At 66.6% G+C, this 18,675-nt stretch carries 20 protein-coding genes; 7 read left to right on the top strand and 13 right to left on the bottom strand.

Features of this window, described 5'->3' with window-relative positions:
- From OG716_RS24255 to OG716_RS24280, 6 genes are read right to left on the bottom strand one after another with little or no spacing between them, the layout of a single operon-like run.
- Positions 1-1,494 (bottom strand): NuoM family protein, encoded by a 1,494-nt coding sequence (locus OG716_RS24255; protein ID WP_405139877.1) that lies wholly within the window; start codon positions 1,492-1,494, stop codon positions 1-3.
- A 49-nt stretch (positions 1,495-1,543) separates the two neighbouring features.
- Positions 1,544-3,403, bottom strand: a complete 1,860-nt coding sequence (locus OG716_RS24260; protein WP_405133058.1) for an NADH-quinone oxidoreductase subunit L — start codon at positions 3,401-3,403, stop codon at positions 1,544-1,546.
- A 4-nt stretch (positions 3,404-3,407) separates the two neighbouring features.
- On the bottom strand, positions 3,408-3,710 hold the full coding sequence (gene nuoK, locus OG716_RS24265) for an NADH-quinone oxidoreductase subunit NuoK (protein WP_405133059.1): 303 nt from the start codon (positions 3,708-3,710) through the stop codon (positions 3,408-3,410).
- Positions 3,707-4,270, bottom strand: coding sequence for an NADH-quinone oxidoreductase subunit J (locus OG716_RS24270; RefSeq protein WP_405133060.1), 564 nt, complete (start codon positions 4,268-4,270; stop codon positions 3,707-3,709). The genes nuoK and OG716_RS24270 overlap by 4 nt, the downstream gene beginning before the upstream one ends.
- 12 nt (positions 4,271-4,282) lie before the next feature.
- Positions 4,283-5,206, bottom strand: coding sequence for a complex I subunit 1 family protein (locus OG716_RS24275; RefSeq protein ID WP_405133061.1), 924 nt, complete (start codon positions 5,204-5,206; stop codon positions 4,283-4,285).
- Positions 5,199-5,993: a hypothetical protein gene (locus tag OG716_RS24280; RefSeq protein WP_405133062.1), complete on the bottom strand. Its 795-nt coding sequence runs from the start codon at positions 5,991-5,993 to the stop codon at positions 5,199-5,201. The genes OG716_RS24275 and OG716_RS24280 overlap by 8 nt, the downstream gene beginning before the upstream one ends.
- A gap of 9 nt (positions 5,994-6,002) precedes the next feature.
- Here OG716_RS24280 and OG716_RS24285 point away from each other — a divergent pair, with 9 nt between their 5' ends.
- Complete coding sequence (locus OG716_RS24285) at positions 6,003-6,437, top strand: hypothetical protein (protein WP_405133063.1); 435 nt, start codon at positions 6,003-6,005, stop codon at positions 6,435-6,437.
- A gap of 374 nt (positions 6,438-6,811) precedes the next feature.
- On the opposite strand, the gene OG716_RS24290 is transcribed toward OG716_RS24285, so the two are convergent.
- Positions 6,812-7,150 (bottom strand): NADH-quinone oxidoreductase subunit A, encoded by a 339-nt coding sequence (locus tag OG716_RS24290; RefSeq protein ID WP_405133064.1) that lies wholly within the window; start codon positions 7,148-7,150, stop codon positions 6,812-6,814.
- 323 nt (positions 7,151-7,473) lie between these two features.
- Positions 7,474-7,938, bottom strand: a complete 465-nt coding sequence (locus tag OG716_RS24295) for a hypothetical protein (protein WP_405133065.1) — start codon at positions 7,936-7,938, stop codon at positions 7,474-7,476.
- Positions 7,939-8,066: 128 nt separating this feature from the next.
- On the opposite strand from OG716_RS24295, the gene OG716_RS24300 reads away from it, so the two are divergent.
- The gene (locus tag OG716_RS24300) at positions 8,067-9,401 is read left to right on the top strand and encodes an alpha/beta hydrolase (protein WP_405133066.1); all 1,335 of its coding nucleotides are present in this window, start codon (positions 8,067-8,069) and stop codon (positions 9,399-9,401) included.
- 430 nt (positions 9,402-9,831) lie between these two features.
- Here the strand turns inward: OG716_RS24300 and OG716_RS24305 are convergent, their stop codons facing one another.
- From OG716_RS24305 to OG716_RS24315, 3 genes are all read right to left on the bottom strand, one after another.
- On the bottom strand, positions 9,832-10,485 hold the full coding sequence (locus OG716_RS24305) for an adenylate/guanylate cyclase domain-containing protein (protein ID WP_405133067.1): 654 nt from the start codon (positions 10,483-10,485) through the stop codon (positions 9,832-9,834).
- 152 nt (positions 10,486-10,637) lie between these two features.
- Positions 10,638-11,723, bottom strand: coding sequence for a M23 family metallopeptidase (locus tag OG716_RS24310; protein ID WP_405133068.1), 1,086 nt, complete (start codon positions 11,721-11,723; stop codon positions 10,638-10,640).
- A 513-nt stretch (positions 11,724-12,236) separates the two neighbouring features.
- Positions 12,237-13,034 carry a hypothetical protein gene (locus OG716_RS24315; protein WP_405139879.1) on the bottom strand — a complete coding sequence of 266 codons (798 nt, stop codon included), beginning with the start codon at positions 13,032-13,034 and terminating at the stop codon, positions 12,237-12,239.
- A gap of 242 nt (positions 13,035-13,276) precedes the next feature.
- Between OG716_RS24315 and OG716_RS24320 the strand changes: the two genes are divergently transcribed.
- Positions 13,277-14,521: an MFS transporter gene (locus OG716_RS24320; RefSeq protein ID WP_405133069.1), complete on the top strand. Its 1,245-nt coding sequence runs from the start codon at positions 13,277-13,279 to the stop codon at positions 14,519-14,521.
- Positions 14,522-14,528: 7 nt separating this feature from the next.
- Positions 14,529-14,903, top strand: a complete 375-nt coding sequence (locus OG716_RS24325) for an ArsR/SmtB family transcription factor (protein WP_405133070.1) — start codon at positions 14,529-14,531, stop codon at positions 14,901-14,903.
- Between the two features lie 89 nt (positions 14,904-14,992).
- On the opposite strand, the gene OG716_RS24330 is transcribed toward OG716_RS24325, so the two are convergent.
- The gene (locus tag OG716_RS24330; RefSeq protein WP_405133071.1) at positions 14,993-16,171 is read right to left on the bottom strand and encodes an NAD(P)/FAD-dependent oxidoreductase; all 1,179 of its coding nucleotides are present in this window, start codon (positions 16,169-16,171) and stop codon (positions 14,993-14,995) included.
- Positions 16,172-16,196: 25 nt separating this feature from the next.
- Positions 16,197-16,550: a DsrE/DsrF/TusD sulfur relay family protein gene (locus OG716_RS24335; RefSeq protein ID WP_405133072.1), complete on the bottom strand. Its 354-nt coding sequence runs from the start codon at positions 16,548-16,550 to the stop codon at positions 16,197-16,199.
- A 125-nt stretch (positions 16,551-16,675) separates the two neighbouring features.
- Here OG716_RS24335 and OG716_RS24340 point away from each other — a divergent pair, with 125 nt between their 5' ends.
- The 3 genes from OG716_RS24340 (at position 16,676) to OG716_RS24350 (ending at position 18,665) form a co-directional block, all read left to right on the top strand.
- Complete coding sequence (locus tag OG716_RS24340; protein WP_405133073.1) at positions 16,676-17,350, top strand: ArsR/SmtB family transcription factor; 675 nt, start codon at positions 16,676-16,678, stop codon at positions 17,348-17,350.
- A gap of 123 nt (positions 17,351-17,473) precedes the next feature.
- Positions 17,474-18,025 carry a Chromate resistance protein ChrB gene (locus OG716_RS24345; RefSeq protein ID WP_405133074.1) on the top strand — a complete coding sequence of 184 codons (552 nt, stop codon included), beginning with the start codon at positions 17,474-17,476 and terminating at the stop codon, positions 18,023-18,025.
- 31 nt (positions 18,026-18,056) lie between these two features.
- Entirely contained in the window at positions 18,057-18,665 is a 609-nt protein-coding gene (locus OG716_RS24350; protein ID WP_405133075.1) for a phosphatase PAP2 family protein, read from the top strand.
- Positions 18,666-18,675: the final 10 nt, after the last annotated feature.

Genomic DNA, 18,675 nt, shown 5'->3' on the forward strand with positions numbered 1-18,675 from the left:
TCAGCGCTCCACCAGTACGCCGAGCGCTCGTGACGCCGGTTCGATCACATCAAGCAGGAAGCGCGGAAAGATTCCGATCACAAGCGCGCCCACCATCAGCGGGATGGTGGAAATTGCCTCGGGGACGGTCAGATCGGCGAACCCCTCCCCGCGTGGCGTTCCCAGGAACATCCGTTGATAGGCGCGCAACAGCAGGGCTGCGGTGATCAGGATGCCGGGGAAGGCCAATGCGGTGAATACCGGTGCGGGTCCTAATGATCCTGTGAAGATCTGGAATTCGGCGATGAAGCCGGAGAATCCGGGCAGCCCGAGCGAGGCGAACATGGCGGCGGCCGTGACGGCGGCGAACACAGGCGCGGGACCGGCCAGTCCCCCGAAGCTGTCCATGTCGTAGGTATGGCGGCGCTCATAGAGCACCCCGGCCAGCAGGAACAGCGCACCGGTGATCAACCCGTGGCTCACCATCTGCGTCACCGCGCCGGTGATCGCCAGGGTGCGGGCCTGTTCCGAATTGTCCGCGACCAGACCCGCCGCCCCGAGCGCGAGCACGATATAGCCCATGTGGTTGACCGAGGTGTAAGCGATCATCCGCTTGAAGTTGTTCTGCGCCAACGCCACCAGCGCGCCGTACAGCACGCTGACCAGACCGACCACCAGAATCGCGACCGCGTAGCGCCGCCACGACTGCGGCAGCATCGGCATGGCGATCCGCACGAAACCGTAGGTGCCCAGCTTCAGCAGCACCCCGGCGAGGATCGCCGACCCCGCAGCGGGAGCTTCGGTGTGCGCGGGCGGCAGCCAGGTGTGGAACGGCACGGTCGGGGTCTTGATCGCCAGACCCGCGAATATGGCGGCGAGCGCGACCGCTCCGCGAGCGGTGTTGCCCGCCAGCGGGTTCGCCTTAATCAGCTCGACCATGTCGAAGGTGTGCGGGTCCGCGGCCAAATACAGCACGATGAAACCGACCAGCAACGCCAGCGACCCGATGAACGTATAGAGGAAGAACTGCAGCGCCGCCCGCCGCGCCTGCGCGTGCCCCCACCCGTTGATCACGAAGTACATGCCGACGATCGACAGGTCGAAGAACACGAAGAACAGCACCAGATCCAGCGAGACGAACACGCCCAGGCACACGCTCTCGAGGAACAGGAACAGCGCCGCGAACAACCGGACCCGCCGCGTCTGCCGCAGCGAATACACCGCACACGCCAGGAACAGCACGGTGGTCAGCGCGACCAACGGCAGGCTCAATCCATCGACACCGATGTGATATCCGGAGCCCAGGGTCGGAATCCACCTGCGCCGCACCTCGAATGCGAAACCCCCGTTCGCGGGCGGGTGCCGCCGAAAGTGCAGCCACACCGCAGCGACCAGTACGACCTCGACGGCGCTCACCGCCACCCAGCTCCACCGGACCATCCGGTCGCTCGCGCGGGGCACGGCCAGCAGGCCCGCGGCCGCCGCCAGCGGCAGGAAAACCAGAATGCTGAGCACGTTCACCTCGTCTCTCGTCGTCGCGGTTTCGACACCGCACCAACCGGATTCATCGCAGCGCCAGCAGCACAGCCGCCAGCAGGATCATGCCGACCACGGCTTGCGCGTAATACTGATGTACCAGGCCGGTCTCCGGCCGCCGCGCCCAGCGGCCGAGATCGCGTGCGGCGGAGCCGACTCCGTGCACAGTGGCGTCGATGGCGCGTTCCACCGACCGGTCCGCGCCACGCGCCAGCTTCAGCGTCGCGGTCGCGGCGACGCGCACGCCGTCGCCGAGCACACGATCGTCGAAGACCGCCAGGCCGTGGGCGATCCGCAGGGTCGGTCCGACCAGTAGACGGTGCGCTGCCGCTTCCAGGCCGAGCCAGTTCCGCAGCGCGGCGGGCGCGGGCAGGTCGCCGCGACGACGGACCACCACCGCCACCACGGCAACGGCCACGATCGCTACGACACCGGCGAGCGCGAGTTCCCACCAACTGGTCGCGGTCGCGGGCCCCGCATCGACGAGCCCTACGAATCCGTCGTGGACGCCTGGCAGCGCCGCCGATCCGGCAGCCACGGCACAAACCGCCAGGACGGCCAACGGGAGCACCTGCGCACCGTTCACCCGCCGGGTGCCGGTTCCCTCGGTGTCCCAATGACTTTCGGTATCAGGTACGGACGGCGACCACACCAGGACCAGCGCCCGCCCGGCGTACACAGCACTGAGCACTGCGGCCGCGAAGCCCGCGAGATAGAGGGTGGTGGAGGATTCCCGGGCGGCGGCGAGCACCGCGTCCTTGCTCGGCCACAAAGCCAGCGGCGGCACCCCGGCCAGGCTCAGCGCGCCGATCGTAAATGTCACGCCGACAACGGGATACGCGCGTGCCGCGCCCCGAAGCCCGGCGAGGTCCTTGGTGCCCAGAGCCGTCAGCCAAGCTCCCGCCCCGAGAAAGAGCAGGCTCTTGGCGACAGCATGCGCGACCAGATGCTCGGTCCCGGCCGCCACTCCCCCGGCACCGGCCGCCAGCACGATGAGACCCACCTGCGCGCACGTGGAGGCGGCCAGCAGCTGTTTGAGATCGCTCTGGCACACCGCCACCGCACCCAGCGTGATCGCGGTGACCGCTCCGATCCACGCGGTGACCGGCCCTGCCCACCCGGTCACCGCCAACAGCGGCTCGAGCCGCAAGAGCAGATACGCACCGGCCGCCACCATCGTCGCCGAATGCAGGAGCGCGGAGACCGGACTCGGGCCCGCCATCGCCCGTGACAACCAGAAGCTGAATGGCAGCTGCGCCGACTTGCCCAGCGCCGCAAGCACTATCCCGGCCGCTGCGGCGTCGCGCCAGCCGCCGCCCAGTCCCGCCACGTCGGCCAGCGCCAGCGTCCCCGCGCCGCCGGCCAGGGTCGCCCCTGCGGCCAGATACATCCCGAGGTCGCCGGTGCGGGTGGTCAGGAAGGCTGTCAGGCCGGACGAGGCCCGGTATTCGTCACGCCAGTGGAAACCGATCAGCGCGTAGGAGGCCGCGCCCATCAACTCCCACGCCATGAGCAGGGTCAGCAGCGTCTGCGCGGTGACGGTGACCAGCATGGCCGCGGCGAACATCAGCATGAGTCCGTGGAAGCGCGCCCGTGGCTCGCCGGGGCCCAGATCTCCCGCCGCGAAAACCAGTACTGCGACAACGATTCCGGCGACCGTCACGATCATCACCGCGGACAGCCCGTCTACCCGCAGCGCGACGGGAACTCCGTTCAGGAACGGAGCCGATACCACGGTTCGGCCCACCGCGTTCAGCACGGCGAGCACGAGGGTTGCCACCGCGACGGCGATGGCGGCCGCCGGGGCCAGGCGGTCGGCGCGGCGGCCCGTGACCAGTAGTGCCGCACCGGCGACGGCGGGCACCGCGATCATTGCCCACAGCAGCACCGGCTCAGCCCTTCAGATCCGCGGCCGCGTCAACCGTGTCGACGTCTCGCGCACGGAAGATCGCCGTCGTCACCGCGAAACCGGCCGCCATCTCGACCGCCATCGCCGTGACCGCGACGAGCACCAGCACCTGCGCATCGGCCGATGGCCACGCGAAGTACCAGAACGCGGCCGCTGCGACGATGACAGCGTTGATCATCAACTCCAGGCCCATCATGATCATCACGATCGACTGTTGCGACAGCACGCCATAGAGTCCGACGCTGAACAATGCGGCGGCGAGCACCAGGAATTCGGGGAGGTTCATCGGCCGACGCCTCCTTCCACGGGATCGTCGGGGACGCGCCGGTCGAGCCGGTCGCCGTAGCGGTCGTAGCGACCACGGTGCGTGGCCAGCACCACCGTGGAGACAATGGTGGCGAACAGCACCAGCCCCACGATGATCATCACCAGCATCTTCGAACCCATCAGCGCCTCGCCGAGGAATCGCGTCGGATCGGCTGGGCGAGACTGCTGCCGGTGCGGCCAGTCCACCAGCAGTGCCATGCTCGTCAGAGCGACGAACACGGCGGCCGAGATCGCCAGTGCTCCTTTGCGGTTGTGCACCATGGTCATCGGCATCAACCCCGCCGGGTTCATCATGTACATGATCATGAAGATCACCATGACGACCATCTCCATGATCATCATCAGCACCACCAGCGCCCCGAGGTAGGCCAGGTTCACCAGCAGCACGGTGCCCGCCGCGAACACGAAAGACACCAGCAGCGCAAACGTCGCGCGCGCCATCGAATCGACTCGGAACACCGCGATTCCAGTGGCGACCGCGCCCACCGCGCATATCCAGAACAACACCTGCGACCACATCCCGAAGCCTCCTCAACGCACCATCAGGATCGAAACCACCAGAGCCTGAAGCAGAATCAGCGGCAGCAGCACCATCCAGGCGACCTCCATATAGCGCGACATCCGGATTGACGGCCACCGCCGCCCCGCCCACACCAGCACTGCGAGCACAGCCAGCGTCTTGACCAGTGACCACGCCCAGCTGGGCAGCCACGGGCCCGCGCCTCCGCCGAGGAAAAGCGGCACCGCCATCGCCGCCGCCGCCACGAACAGCACCCGCCGCGCGACCTCGAGCACGAGCCGGTCCACACCGGACAATTCCGCGAGCACACCGCCAGCGATGTCCGCTCCGGCCGCCGTGTCGAACGGTGGCCGGAACGCCATCGCGGGAACCGACAGCAGATAGACGACGAACGCCACCGGCATGATCACCACGAACCACCGATCCTGCTGGGCGGCAACGATATCGGCGATCCGCAGCGATCCCGCGCCCACTGCCGCGCAGATCAGCGCGAACATGTGCGGCAGTTCGTAGGCCAAGCCCTGGGCGACGAAGCGATAGCCACCGACCAGGGAGAACGCCGAGTTGGCGCTCCACCCGGCCAGCCACACCGCCGCCCAGGCGATGACTTCCAAGGCATTGAACCAAGCCAGGCCGACATCGGAATCCAGCACTACCCGGCCACCGACCGGCACCAGCGCGGCAGCGAATACACCGGCCGCCGCCAATGCGATTCCGGCGGAACGCCACAACAGGACGTCGGCGGCGACCACTCGGCGACGCTGCTGGACGAGCAGCAGTGCGACCGACCGCAGCGGCATTATCACCGCCGCCGATACCGGCGACCCGGCGACCCGGGCACGCAACATCGCCTCTGCCGCCTCGACTACCCCTGCGAACACCAGAACCACGACTGGCAGCGCCACCGCCGACCACCACGGGGCCGTCTCAACCATGCGCTGCCTCCGTGGCCGTCGCCCACCACACCGATTCCATGTCTGGATCGAGACCGGCCACGATCAGCCGCGCCTCCGAGAGCAGAGTTCCGGTCAGCAAACCGGGCAGCGCATCGATGATCCAGCGCCCGCGCGCCGCCTGCAGCTCGGCGAACTCGCCTGCGGTCAAGGGAGTTTCGTCATCAAAATCAATCTCGCGCAGGTCGGCGAGCAGCGCGAGCAGCCGATCGTGGGTATCTCCTGCCACTCCCGGCGGCACCACGCAGCCTGACGGAACCCGCCCGACATCCCGCAGCGACCACCGCAGCACCGCGCATCCGCCGACCTTCCGAGACCACCGATCCAGCCGCGAGCGGAGGCCGGCGCGCGGCCCGGCAGCGAGCAGCTCGTCACGCAAGCGCCGCGCCGTCATCGACGGCTCCGCCCAACCTGCGACAGTGAGCAGGGTCGCGGCCGAATCCAGTCGCCGCGCCACCAGCCACCGCGCGGCCTCGCCCGCGGTGACCGCTTCACCCCGTCCCGCGCGCAACCAGGGCAGTAGCCAGAACGGATCGCCATCACCGGTCGGCGGCAACGCCGAAACCGTTGCGGCCGAAACCAGATCGCCCTGCAAACGAGTCGTGACGACGAGACCAGCGGGCCACCACGCGGTCGCCGGACCCAGCGGCACGGTCAATACATCGAGCTGCAGCCCATCGCGATCGTGCTCCCGATCCGCCATCGCCAACCCGCCGGGCAGCATCATCCCCATGTCGTGCCCGCCGTGGCCCCCATGCGAACCGCTCATGTGATGCTCGTGACCGGACATGTCGTGTTCATGACCCGCGCCTGTGGACGGTTCCCCGTCCATCGCCCCCATGCCGTGCCCAGCTTGCTCGCCGTGCTCCGCGGACATGGCTGCGCCTGGCCCCGCAGCGTTCTGTTCGTGCCCGGCGCGGCCATGTTCCTGCCCGCCGTGCTCCCCCATTGCATGTTCCCTGTGTTCTGCGGGCATGACTTCGCTGGGTCCGGCCGTCCTGGGCGGGTGCCCGCCATGATGGCGTTCGTGCTCGCTGTGGTCGTGTTCGGGAGCGTGCTCGAGTTCCTGACCGGATTGCTCGGAATCGCTGGGCAAGTGCCCTTGGTCGCCGTGCTGAGCGTGTCTGTTGCCATGTCCCGAACCGCTGTCGCGCTCGCCATCGTCGACCGGTTGCTTCGGAGATGCCGACGCTCCGACCATTCCGTCGTGTGAGTGATCTCCGGAACTGTCTGCAGGGGAGCCAGTTTCGTGGCCGTCGGGCGGCATTACCGGGTTCGGTCCGTCGTCGCCGGACCCGGCGTGCAGCGCCGCCACGGCTGTAGCGAGCACCTCGGCCGCATGGTGAGGACCGGCGACGTCTACCCGGATTCGCGGTGCGGGCATCGCGCCGTGGACTCGCGCTACGTACTCGTCGAACGTGTCATCGACAATGCCCGCCACCACCAACAGGTCGGCGGCGGCCGGACTTTCCGCTGGCCGCCAACCGTTCTCGCGCACGATTCGCTCTACAGCCAATCGTGCTGCCGTCCCACCGGGAGCCGTCACTATCAGTGGCGTGATCGCCGCGCGTGCCCGCAGCCAACGGCTCAGACCCATCGCAGCGCGCCCTCCCGCCAGGCATAGAGCACGGCGACCATGAGTACGGCGAGGAAGCCGAACATCTCCGCCACAGCGGTGGCGCCGATCTCGGCGACGACGATCGCCCACGGATACATGAACGCCATCTCCATGTCGAACGCCAGGAAGATCATCGTGATCGTGTACCACCGCACGTGATACCGCGATACGGCATGCTCGACCGCCGCCGCGCCCGACAGGAACGGCATCTCCACGCCTATCGGCCCCGACCGCACCGCACGCGCCGCCCCGTGGACCACCGCAACCGAGCCGGCAACGACCGCCAGCAGCACGAGCAGATTCGTCAACGCCGAACACCTCTCTACGCCCTGGCGACATTACTGCCGCACTACGTATTTCACCGGAATCCGCAGCCCCAGCGACACCGCGAGTCGCGAATCGACCGCGCCAGGCCTTGTTTCACGATGTTGACGGCCTTTGATCATGTCCCCTGCCGACCGAATCCGACCCACTGCCACCCCATCTGAGTTACACAGGTCAGCTGGTGGAATTCGCTGCGGGCCGGCGGGTGGACAGCGAACCACTGCATCCGCGGCGCAACGGCGGCTGGAGCGTGCCCAGGACGAGTGGCTGTGTGACAGCACGCCTGCGCGGTAGGGCACAAGGGCTTTCACGAACTGGTAGCGCCCGCCGCCAACGGCCGGGGGCAGGCGCGCTCACCGCTCAGTCGCCGCCACAGCGCCCATCCCAGGACAGCCAGGGAAGCGAAAGCGAGAACCGGCTGTAGCGGCGCCCACACCGTCAGCGCTCCGCTGACACCGATCAGCGCCACCACCAGTTTGTTGCATACCGGGCAGCCCACGGCGAACGCCGAGGCGAGATTGGCCCAAATGCCTGCCGACCTGATCGTCGACGGCACCAGGCTGCGCACATACGTCGCGGTGATCAGGCCGCTCAGTACCGCCGTCGCCAGCCAGACCGGGTAGTTCCACCACAGCACCGGCGTCATTCGGGTGTAGAAGGGTGTCGACACCACCCCCGTCGGCACGCCGACCACCAGCGCTGCGGCGAGCCCGGCCGCCGCGGCAATCAACCACCGTCTCACCGGCCACTGAGCGATCGTCACTGAACCCACACCCGCTTCCTCGACATTTAACTACTAGGAACCATAGTAGATAAAGTGCCTGATGTGGGTCGACCGAGCAGGCAATTTTGAACACGGAGATGAGCGTTATCGCGCTTGATCACGGATGGAAGTCCTTGGTGAGCCCGCCGTGGAACTCTTTCCTCGACTCGTCACTGCTCACCGGCTTCACGCCTGTGGCGCTCTTGATCGGCGGTGCAGTCGGCGGCGTGTGCCTGGTGCTCCGGCGCAACCGCCGCCATCTGCTCCTTGTAGTACCGGCAACCGCGGCGGCCGCGGCCGGAATGACCGCAACGATCACGTATCTCATCCAGAATGTTGGGCGGCCGTTTCCCGATTCGCTCGGACTGGCCGTGCCCGCGCTGACCGCCACCGCCCTGCTGGGGGTACTACTCGCCACAGCGCGGTTGTGGTCCGGACCGCGCCACCTCCGGCACGTACTGGCGACGACGATCGCGGCCACGGTCGTGGTTGCGGCCGCTGCGAATCAGGTGAACATCTCCTTCGCCGCCTACCCCACCGTGCGCGATGTACTGAACATTCATCGTGACAATGAGATCCGCTGGGACACAGCGCGATCCTTCACGCACCGCATCCTTCACCAGGATCCTCTGCTGGGCTCCTGGCGCGCAACGACACCCGCCCCGTCCGCGGGTCGAATCACTACGACCCGCGTACCGCCGACCCGCTCGGGCTTCCCGGCAAGGGACGCGATCGTCTACCTGCCGCCCGCCTACTTCAGCGACCCTTGCCCGCTGCTGCCCGTACTGATTCTGCTTCCAGGACAACCGGGTTCACCCGAAGATTGGTTCACTGGCGGCCGGCTGGCGCAGACGATGGACGACTATGCCGCACGCCACCAGGGCCTCTCACCGGTCGTGGTGGTCGCAGACGGGACCGGCGGCGAGTTCGCCGATCCACTCTGCGTCGATTCCAAAAGAGGCAGGGCCGCAACCTATCTGGGCGAGGATGTGCCCGCTTGGGTGCGAGCCAATTTGCAGATCGACCCTGATCCCCGGGCTTGGGCGGTGGGCGGTCTGTCCTATGGCGGCACCTGCGCACTCCAGCTCGCCACCTACTACCCCGGCACATATCCGACGTTCCTCGACTTCTCCGGAGACAGCGAGCCATCCCTGGGAGATCGTCGGCGCACCGTCGCCGAGGTCTTCGGCGGAAACACTGCCGCTTTCACAGGCGTCAACCCCGTCGATCTGATGGCCCGTCGCAAATACCCGGACACGGCCGGGGTGCTGGTCGCGGGGACCAGGGACTCGGCCGCACAAACTGCCGCCCGAACTGTCTCGGCGGCCGCGCGTGCCGCGGACATGACGGTTCGCTCCGTCGAATTGCCCGGCGGACACGACTACCGGTTGTGGCGGGCCGCGCTGGCACAGGAACTCGACTGGCTCTCTTGGCGATTGGGCTTAGCCGAAACCGACCACGCGGAGGGTTGACACCCCGGAATCCACATCTACTATCTACTAAAGTAGATAGTAGATAGGAGGTCCGGGCAACCCATCGCAGAGGAACCACCGACCCGTCGGTGGACCGCCGAAACCAAAGACGCAGAAGCCCTTTCACCAGATAGGTCAATTCCTTGGAAAATACATCTGCTCGCACAGCGCGCCGGATCGCAGTGCGTGTCGCCGTCGCCGCAGCCGCCGCAGGCGCGGTCGCCCTCGCCTCGGCACCCGCGTTCGCCGAGCCAGCTTCGATTTCCGGACCGCACCACAGCAACCACCACAACAACGGAAACCACCACAACAACAACGGAAATCCGGGCCACCGGCCGCCAATTCCGTTGCCGCACACCGGCAGCTGGTAATCACCGACCTAGCACTGCCCGCGCGCCGCGATCGGTTCCGTGCGGCGACCTAAACCTGTTCAGACAACGACAAAGCGGGCGGGATCGGCCGCGAACGCGGCCGCGCAGGCCAGCGAACAGAACGGATAGTCGACTTCGGCGTAGCGCAGATGCCCGGCACCACAGCTCGCGGCTATCCGCATCCGGCACACCGGATCCACGGCGACGCTTCGAGTCTCCATGCCGAAATCCAGGTCGTACACCGTGACCGGTTCGGATACATTGCGCAACCACAGCTGTCCCGGGTCGCGGACGCCTACGTCCGCGGCCCGGGCAGCAGTGGCGATCGGTTCCGTGACGAGCACCTGTCCTCCGCCCGCCTGACCCGCGATCCGGGCGGCGACATTGACCGTCGCTCCGAACACATCACCATTCCGGACGACCACCGGCCCCAGATTCGCCCCGACCCGCACGATCGGGAACCGCTCCGCCTCGGCGTAGCGCGGCAGTACGCGGCGTAGCAGCGCGACCACCGAACCTGCGTCGTCCGACACCAGAAGCACCGCGTCACCGATCGTCTTGACCAGCCGATCCGACGCGTCCAGCTCGGCAGCGGTCATCGCAGTGAACCGCTCGGACAGATCTGCCGCCTCATTGTCACCGTGCGCCTCGGTAAGCGCGGTGAAGCCGGCAAGGTCGATGAATACCACCGCCATGGATGCCGAGTCCGTCATCGGTGCCCCCGGATCGACTTGGTTCTGAATGTATGTGCCGCAATGCTAACCGCGGTGCGCTCAGTAGATCGAGTGTCCGGGGAACCCTCCCCGCGCACCGGGATGTCGCCCTGCCGATACCGATACGAGCTGCCATGGGCAGCCCGTCGCGCTCAGTCTCGTTCGGGGCCGAGACTGATGCCGCGGGAGGCAAGCCAGGGAATCGGGTCGATCTTGTCGACACCGTTCCGCCAGACCTCGAAATGGACATGCGTTCCGGTCGAAATGCCGCTGTTGCCCATCCTGGCGATCTGATCGCCGGCGGTCACCCGCTGCCCGACCTGCACAGTGGCACTGTCGATATGGCCGTAGACGCTGATCGTCCCGTCGTCATGACGCAACCGCACCCACATGCCGAAGCCGGAGGCCGGTCCCGCATCGATCACCGTCGCGTCCGCGACAGCAAGGATCGGCGACCCATAGATTCCGGCAACGTCGACGCCCGTGTGCACCGCGCCCCAGCGCGCCCCGAAACCAGAAGTCAGCGTGCCCTCGGCAAACTTGGTCCACAACGGAGGCAGATTCTCGGTGGCGGACACGGCGAGTTCCTGCGCGAATTTCTGCCCGCGCTCCAGAATGTCGCTGAACTGACCGAGATCGGTCGGCGACGTCGCCACAACCATCTGCGGGGAACCGGAGCCGGGGAGGGAAGCGTCAGGGATAGCAAGAGCCTGAGCGGCGATCGTGTGAATCTGGCCATCGGCTTCGTAATCGGCAGCATGGGTATGCGGGGCGGACTCGACCACCCCGGCTTGTCCTGCCGCCACGACCGCGCCGGCCGCCACAGCGACGACTGCGGCACGGCCTTTGATCGCAGGGGGTGGCGCAGGCAATCGGTGAGTACCGCCCCGCCGGGCGCGGGAGGGCGAGTGAAGGCGTGCATCGCCACCCGCCTCGACGTCATTCGATCCCGACCGCCGCGTCGCATTGACGCGCGTGCCGTCGCTGGTGAAGTCGAGCCGCTCGCCCGAGGCAGTACGGAAGCTGTACGCGACCTCCGCTGTGGGTGCGCTCGACGGCGTCCAACCTGGGCCGTACCGTCCATCGCCCACGTATGAAGGGTCGGCCTCATACGATTCGGGCCGCTCTGCGGGCAACCAAGAATTGTCGAAGTACACGGTGCCGCCGGACGACTCGCCGCCGTGACGACCAGTCGGCTCCGAGTGACGCTCGGAGCGTTCGATACTGCGTTCGTCCATTCGCAAGTTCCCGGTGTCCTACTATGCGAGATCGTAGTTAACCCCGCCCGGAACGACGGTAGCGACCGTATTACGACGACGCAACAACGGCCTGGACACCAGATAGATTCGCCCCAGGCACACTGTGCCGCCACCGAACACACGGCACGGGCACATCCCACGCGTAAACTCTCGGTTTTCCGGATTCGCCCTACCGTCGATGGTTACCGTGTTGCGCGGGTGAAACTTTCGCAACTGTCCTGAGGCAAGGTCTCCGCGCGGCCGGGACGGCCGCAAGAGGTGACTGGACCTTGGTCGGCCGAATACTCTGCTACGGCAACCACTCCACCGTCGCCGCAGCCCGCCGGACCCCACAGTCTCGATGATGCTGAGCAGCGGATCGCCGGTCATAGACCGTCGTAGCGCTCGGCCATCCGTCGTCACACCGGCCGCCTTATTCGTGGAAGCACAGGCGCTTCGGGCGGTGCCAACGCGTTGATCTCCGGCAGAGGGCTTCCGGTTCATGCCGTACTTCTAGACAGCGTCCTGTCCGGCTCGAATCACCGAATCAGACCTTGCCGGGACCGCTGTCGATTGGGGGCGGGTGATCCCGGGGCGGATTGTCTTGTAGCTGTAGGCGATTCCGCCGATCAGGACCGCAAGCAGTACCGCAGTGGTGCCGTAGGTGCCGAAGCCCAGGCCGCCTTTGTCGTGCGACTTGGAGAACAAGTCACCGACGGTCGCTCCGAGCGGACGGGTAAGAATGAACGCCAGCCAGAACAGCAGGACGCCGGAGATATCGGTGAAGTAGTGGGCGGCCAGAATGACGGCCATGATCCCGGCGATGAGCGTCGCGCTGCCCCAGTAGCCGAGGCCGGAGCTGTCGGACAGGTAGTCACCCAGTGAGGTGCCCAAGGTGTTGGACAGCAGGATCGCGGCCCAGTACAGCGTCTCCCCACGAAGAGTGGTGATATCGCCGACGTCGAAGGTTTGGCCGCTCACCTTCCAGATGAGGAAGACCACCGCCAGTCCGCTGACCAACAGCGCGGCGCCCGCGCCGTAACCGAGCCCGCCGGTCGTGTCTGTACCGGATCCCGGGCCCCGGTTGATCAGATCCGACATGGTGGTGCCCGCGGTGCTGGTGGCGGCGATGACGGTCCAGTACACGGCGGGGCGGAAGCGGCTGGAGCGTAACTGAATGCCCAGGCTGACCAGGAAGATCACCAGGAACAGCACCGACGCCGTCGCGTAGCCGAGGTGCAGGGTTTGTGCGAGCAGATCACCGCCGGTCTCGCCGAGCGTGGTGGCGGCAATCTTCAGCACCCAGAACATCGCCGTGATGTGGGGGAGTTTGTATCCGGTGGTTTGCGGCACCGCCGAAGTTTGCCGGTCATCCGCTGAGAACACGCTGAGATAGATGAAGAATCGCCGTGCCGCGAGTCGAAGCCCTGTTCCGGTAAGCCGTCCGCGTACAGATCGGCGTCGGCGATATCTCACATAGGTGCGCAGGTGCGCACTCATATGAGATATGGTGGAGTTGTCAAAGAGTGTCTGTGCAATCCCGGAGGTCCCCCTTGTTGGCCGTGTTGCGTCATACGCAGTTCCGTCGGCTGTTCACCGCTCAGGTCGTCGCCCTGGTCGGCACCGGCCTGCTCACCGTCGCGTTGGGCCTGCTGGCCTACGACATCGCGGGGCGTGACGCCGGAGCGGTGCTGGGAACAGCGCTGGCGATCAAGATGGTCGCGTATGTTGCAGTCGCGCCGGTGATTTCGGCGGTGACCGATCGGGTGCCGCGCAAAGTACTGCTGGTATCCGCAGACGCAGTGCGGGCGGTGATCGCATTGCTTTTGCCGTTCATCGACCAGACCTGGCAGATCTACGTGTTGATCTTCGTACTGCAGGCCGCGTCCGCCACATTCACCCCCGCCTTCCAGTCGGTGATCCCGTCGGTACTGGAGAACGAGGACGATTACACGCACGGTCTGTCGCTATCGCGACTGGCCTACGACCTCGAATCGCTGCTGAGCCCGATCCTCGCGGCAGCGCTGCTGACGTTGATCAGCTACAACCTGCTCTTCCTGGGCACCGTCGCCGGATTCGTAGTCTCGGCCACGATGGTCATCGGAACCCGGTTGCCGAGGTTGGTGGCGGCGGATCGGACGGTCCCGCTGCTACAGCGGATCACCGCCGGCGCGCGAGTCATGCTGGCGCGGCCGGTGTTGCGCGGCTTGCTGGCGATGAACCTGGTGGTCGCCGCGGCGACCGGGCTCGTCGTGGTCAATACCGTTGTCTATGTGCGAGACCTGTTGAGCGGCTCCAACACTGGCGTCGCGCTCGCCCTGGGATGTTATGGCGGCGGATCGATGCTGGTGGCGCTGCTCGTGCCACGACTGCTCACCACCGTCCCGGACCGACAACTGATGCTGACCGGCTGCCTTGTCATCCCGATCGGACTGACGGCCGCCACCGCGATGCTCGCGATAGCTCCGCCGCCGGGCCTGGGCTGGGCGCTGCTGGCGATGATCTGGATTGTGCTGGGCGCCGGAACCTCGATGATCAACACGCCCTCGGCGCGTCTGTTGCGCGCCGAATCCAGCGAGCAGACACGGGCATCGCTGTTCACCGCGCAGTTCTCCCTCTCACATGCCTGCTTCCTGCTGACCTATCCGATCGCGGGCTGGGTCGGCGCCGCCACCAGTCAGTTCACCGCCGCAGCGGTTCTGACCGTGCTCGCTACACTCGCAGCAATAGCGGCCTCCAGGGTCTGGCCCGCATCCACCCGGGCAGGTATCGAGATGGCGATGACGGAAGGACGGTAGGCGAACGGTGAGCGACAACGTGGGCTCGAGCGCCGCGAAAACTCCTGCGGCGAGCCTGAGCCACCGCGCGATACCGGACCAGCCACGCCTGGACGCCGCGACCAGCACCTTCCGCATGCTGTCCGACCCCACCCGGCTGCATATCCTGTGGATCCTCGCAGACACCGAGGCGGACGTCGGAGCACTAACCGAAGCCTGTGGCGCCTCACGCACCGCCGTGAGCCAGCACCTGGCCAAACTCCGCTTCACCGGACTCGTCGACACCCGCAGGGAAGGCCGCCGGGTCATCTACCGCATTCGTGACGGGCACCTCGCCCGACTGGTTCGCGAAGCCATGAACCACGCCGACCACGCCGTCACAGGTGAACCCGCCCATGACTGAGCAGGCCACCTGCGACGTCAGCACCTACGGTCTGCACCGCTGGCCCGCGGCGCCCTCACGGCAGACGCGAAGTCCGATGAACATCGGTGTCAGGAGCGAATGTTCCAGCGGGCCAGCCACTCCCGCTCCTGTTGCTCTTTCTCAGCGTGGTAAGTGTGACTTGGCTCGTACAGAGTGACCTGCGGGGCGGGCAGGGCGAGGAAGTTTCCTGACCCCTTGGCAGCCAAGCCATTACCGATCTCCACATAGCAGGCGCCCTCGCCGGTGAGCCGCGTGTCGGGAGCCGCGTAGCCGAGATGGCGAGCCACCTGGTGCGCGGCGACCCCGGCCTCGGCTTCGGCGAAGATCGCGGCCTTGGGCAACGGTTTGCCGTTGGGCAGCAGCAACATAGTGGTGTCACCGATCGCCCACACCCCTGGCATATCGGTTGCCATCGTCGAGGGCTCGACGGGGATCCAGCCGCTCGGTCCGATACCGGTCGAGAGCACCGCCGCTGCGGGCGATGAATGCGGGGGCACGACCGCGAGCAGGTCGTACGAGGCACTGGTGCCGTCGGTGAATTCGACCGCCCGCGCGGTGGGATCGATACGGGTGGTGGACTTTCCGCTGTGGAAGCCGATGCCGGTAGCGTCCATCAGGCCGACCAGTGCCTTGCCGACGTCCGGGCCGGCGACGGGCATCGGCAGTGCATCGGGGGTGAACGCATCGACCCGGACCGCACCGCTGCGGAACTTTTCGCCGAGTTGGTCGGCAATGAGGAACGCCGCCTCGAACGGGGCAGCAGGGCATTTGAACGGTACCGCCGCGATCAAAACCATGATCCGCCCGGATTCGATGGACTCGATGCGGCCGTGCAGTTCCGCGGCGCCGTCCGGGGTATAGAACTGGCCCGCCGCCCCGGACTTCAACGCCGCGTCCAGGCCGGGAACCGCAGAGGTATCGAGCCCTGCGCCGAGCGCGATGACGAGCGCGTCGTAGGCGATCGGTCCCGCGAGACGGCAGTGCACGGTCCGAGCACCGGTGTCGACCCGTTCGACCTCGGCGGTCACCATCGACACTCCGGGCAGTGTGGCAGCGGTCGGTTTCACCCGCACCTGCTCTGGAGTGCGCCAACCCCGCAGCACCCAGAGGGATGACAAGCCGAGGCTGCCGGTGAACATTCGGTCGATCAGCACGATCCGATCGGAGGATGGAAGGGTCTTGCGCAGTTCGGCGGCGGCGGTGAGCCCGCCGACTCCGGCGCCGAGGACGACGACTGTCTTGCTCATGGGTTCTTCGCTTTCGTGGTCGTTGTCAGACGTTGATGACCTGGTCGGCCCAGGCCGTCCATTCGGCCAGCTCGACCATCGAGGAGCGATGTGCGCCCTCGATCAGTTGGTCATCACCCATGCCGCGGGCATCCATGCACGCGCCGCAATTGCCGATCACGCCGCCGTTCTCGGTGAGCGCCGTGGTCATTTTGGCCAGGTTGTAGAACCCGTGGGGAACCTTCTGACCGGCGGTGACCGAAACGACCGCGTCGGCGAAGTTGAACACCCGAACCTGATTGGCAGGGTCGGCGTCGAGCAGCTGCCGAGCCCATCGGATTCCGTTGTAGGTCCGTTCGGTGCCGTAGGGCGGATCGTGCAGGACGAACAGGTAGTTCATGTGTTCTCCCAGATAGGGGCGGGGCTGTGTCGCGAGCAGTCCGGCCGCGAATACAATTGCGGCGTTCGACGTTGTTCCAAAGAACTATGGAATATATTATTCCAAAGAGTATTGGAGAAGCAAGCGTGAGTGAGTTGTCCGACCGCAAGGCCGCCCTCTACGACGAGATCGCCCGAGTCGGCAAAGCTCTCGGAAACGGCCGCCGATTGCAGATCATCGACCTGCTCGCGCAGGGCGAGCGCACCGTCGAGTCGATCGCCACCGCGACCGGCATGAACCTGACCACTGCGTCGGCGAACCTGCAAGCACTCAAGGCCGGCGGCTTGGTCGAAGCTCGCCGCGACGGCACCCGTCAGCACTACCGGCTCGCCGGCAACGACGTCGCCCGACTGTTCGCGCTGGTGCAAACCGTCGCGGAAGCACATCTCGCCGATGTCGCCGTCGCGGCCGCCGCCGTACTGGGCGCGCCAGAAGACGCCATCACCCGCGAGGAACTCATCCGCCGCCGCGACAGCGGCGAGATCACCCTCATCGACGTGCGCCCGCATGAGGAGTTCGAGGCCGGGCACATCCCGGGCGCGATCAACATCCCGCTGGCCGAACTGGCAGGCCGCCTCGCCGAGCTTCCCGCCGATCACGACATCGTCGCCTATTGCCGCGGCGCCTACTGCGTCATGGCGCCCGAGGCGATCCGCATCGCGGATCACGCCGGCCGTGCGGTCAAGCGCCTCGACGAAGGCATGCTCGAATGGCGGCTAGCCGGATTGCCGGTGGACCGCACCCCGGCCGAGCGCGGCTGAGGCTAACGGCCGGCCGGTCCCGGCAAAGGCGCGATGGGCCGACCGATGGCGACCTCGTCGTTCGGATATGCCTGTTTCGAACCGAGCACATCACTGTCCGTAACAGCTGTTACATTACTGCCTGTGACAGATGGAAGCGGCGCGGCGCGATGGCTGGTGCTGGTGGTGCGAGTGCCGGCCGAGCCATCCCGGCATCGGGTAGCGGTGTGGCGGGAGCTGCGTCGGGTCGGGGCGCTGCAAATCGGACAGGGCGTGTGGGTAGTGCCGGATGTTCCGGTATTCGCAGACGGAATCAGCCGGGTAATCGAACTGGCACATCGCGGCGAGGGTGAGGTGCTGACCCTCGACGCCGGCGGCAGGGAAGAAGCCGACAGGGCACGTTTGGAAGGGATGTTCACCGCCGACCGTGCCGAGGAATGGACCGAATTCCTCGCCGACTGCGGCCGATTCGACGCCGAGATCGACAAGGAGATCGGCATCGGCAAATTCACGATCGCCGAACTCGAAGAGGAAGAACAAAGCCTGGAACGACTACGCCGCTGGCATCGAGACATCAAGGCGCGCGACGTTTTCGGCGCTCCGGCCGCAGTCGAGGCCGACCAGCAACTCGCGCATTGCGCCGACCGATTGGCCGACTACACCGAGCGGGTCTTCCAGGCCCTGCACCAGATGTGACCACCACCGACCCCGGAGCCGAGTGACAAACATGGGCACGCGAATCTTCCTCGATGTCAACGAATTCGCCCGCGATACGCCGTGGCTGCATCCGATCATGTCGGGCTATGCGAGCTACGGCGTAGTGCTGTTCGCGATACTGCTGCTGGCCGGTTGGTGGATTGCTCGCGAGCGAGCCGATCCGGCCATGATGGCGGCAGCGGTGTGGGCGCCGATCGGCATGCTCATCGCCCTCGGAATCAATCAGCCGATCGCGGCGGCGGTCAACGAAACCCGGCCTTGCAACGCACTGCACGGGATTGTCGTGTTGCACTGCGCCAGCGACGCGTCTTTTCCCAGCGACCACGCCGTCATGGCGGGCGCGGTCACCGCCGGACTGTGGTTGGTGCATCGTCGTCTGGGCGCCCTCGCCGCGCTCGCGGCCGTCGTGATGGCCTTTGCCCGCGTGTACGTCGCCGCCCACTATCCGCAGGATGTGCTTGCCGGGCTGGCGCTGGGGGCGGCAGTGAGCCTGGTCGGCTTCCTGCTGATGCGCCCGCTGCTGCGTCGGGTACTCGTGCTGCTCGCCCGCACCCGGCTGAGCATCCTGGTCGCCCCCGCTGAGATGGCCGAATCGCCTGCCGGACAAGGACGATCATGACCCTCACGCC

The organism is Nocardia sp. NBC_01388 (assembly GCF_045040085.1).
Lineage (GTDB): Bacteria > Actinomycetota > Actinomycetes > Mycobacteriales > Mycobacteriaceae > Nocardia.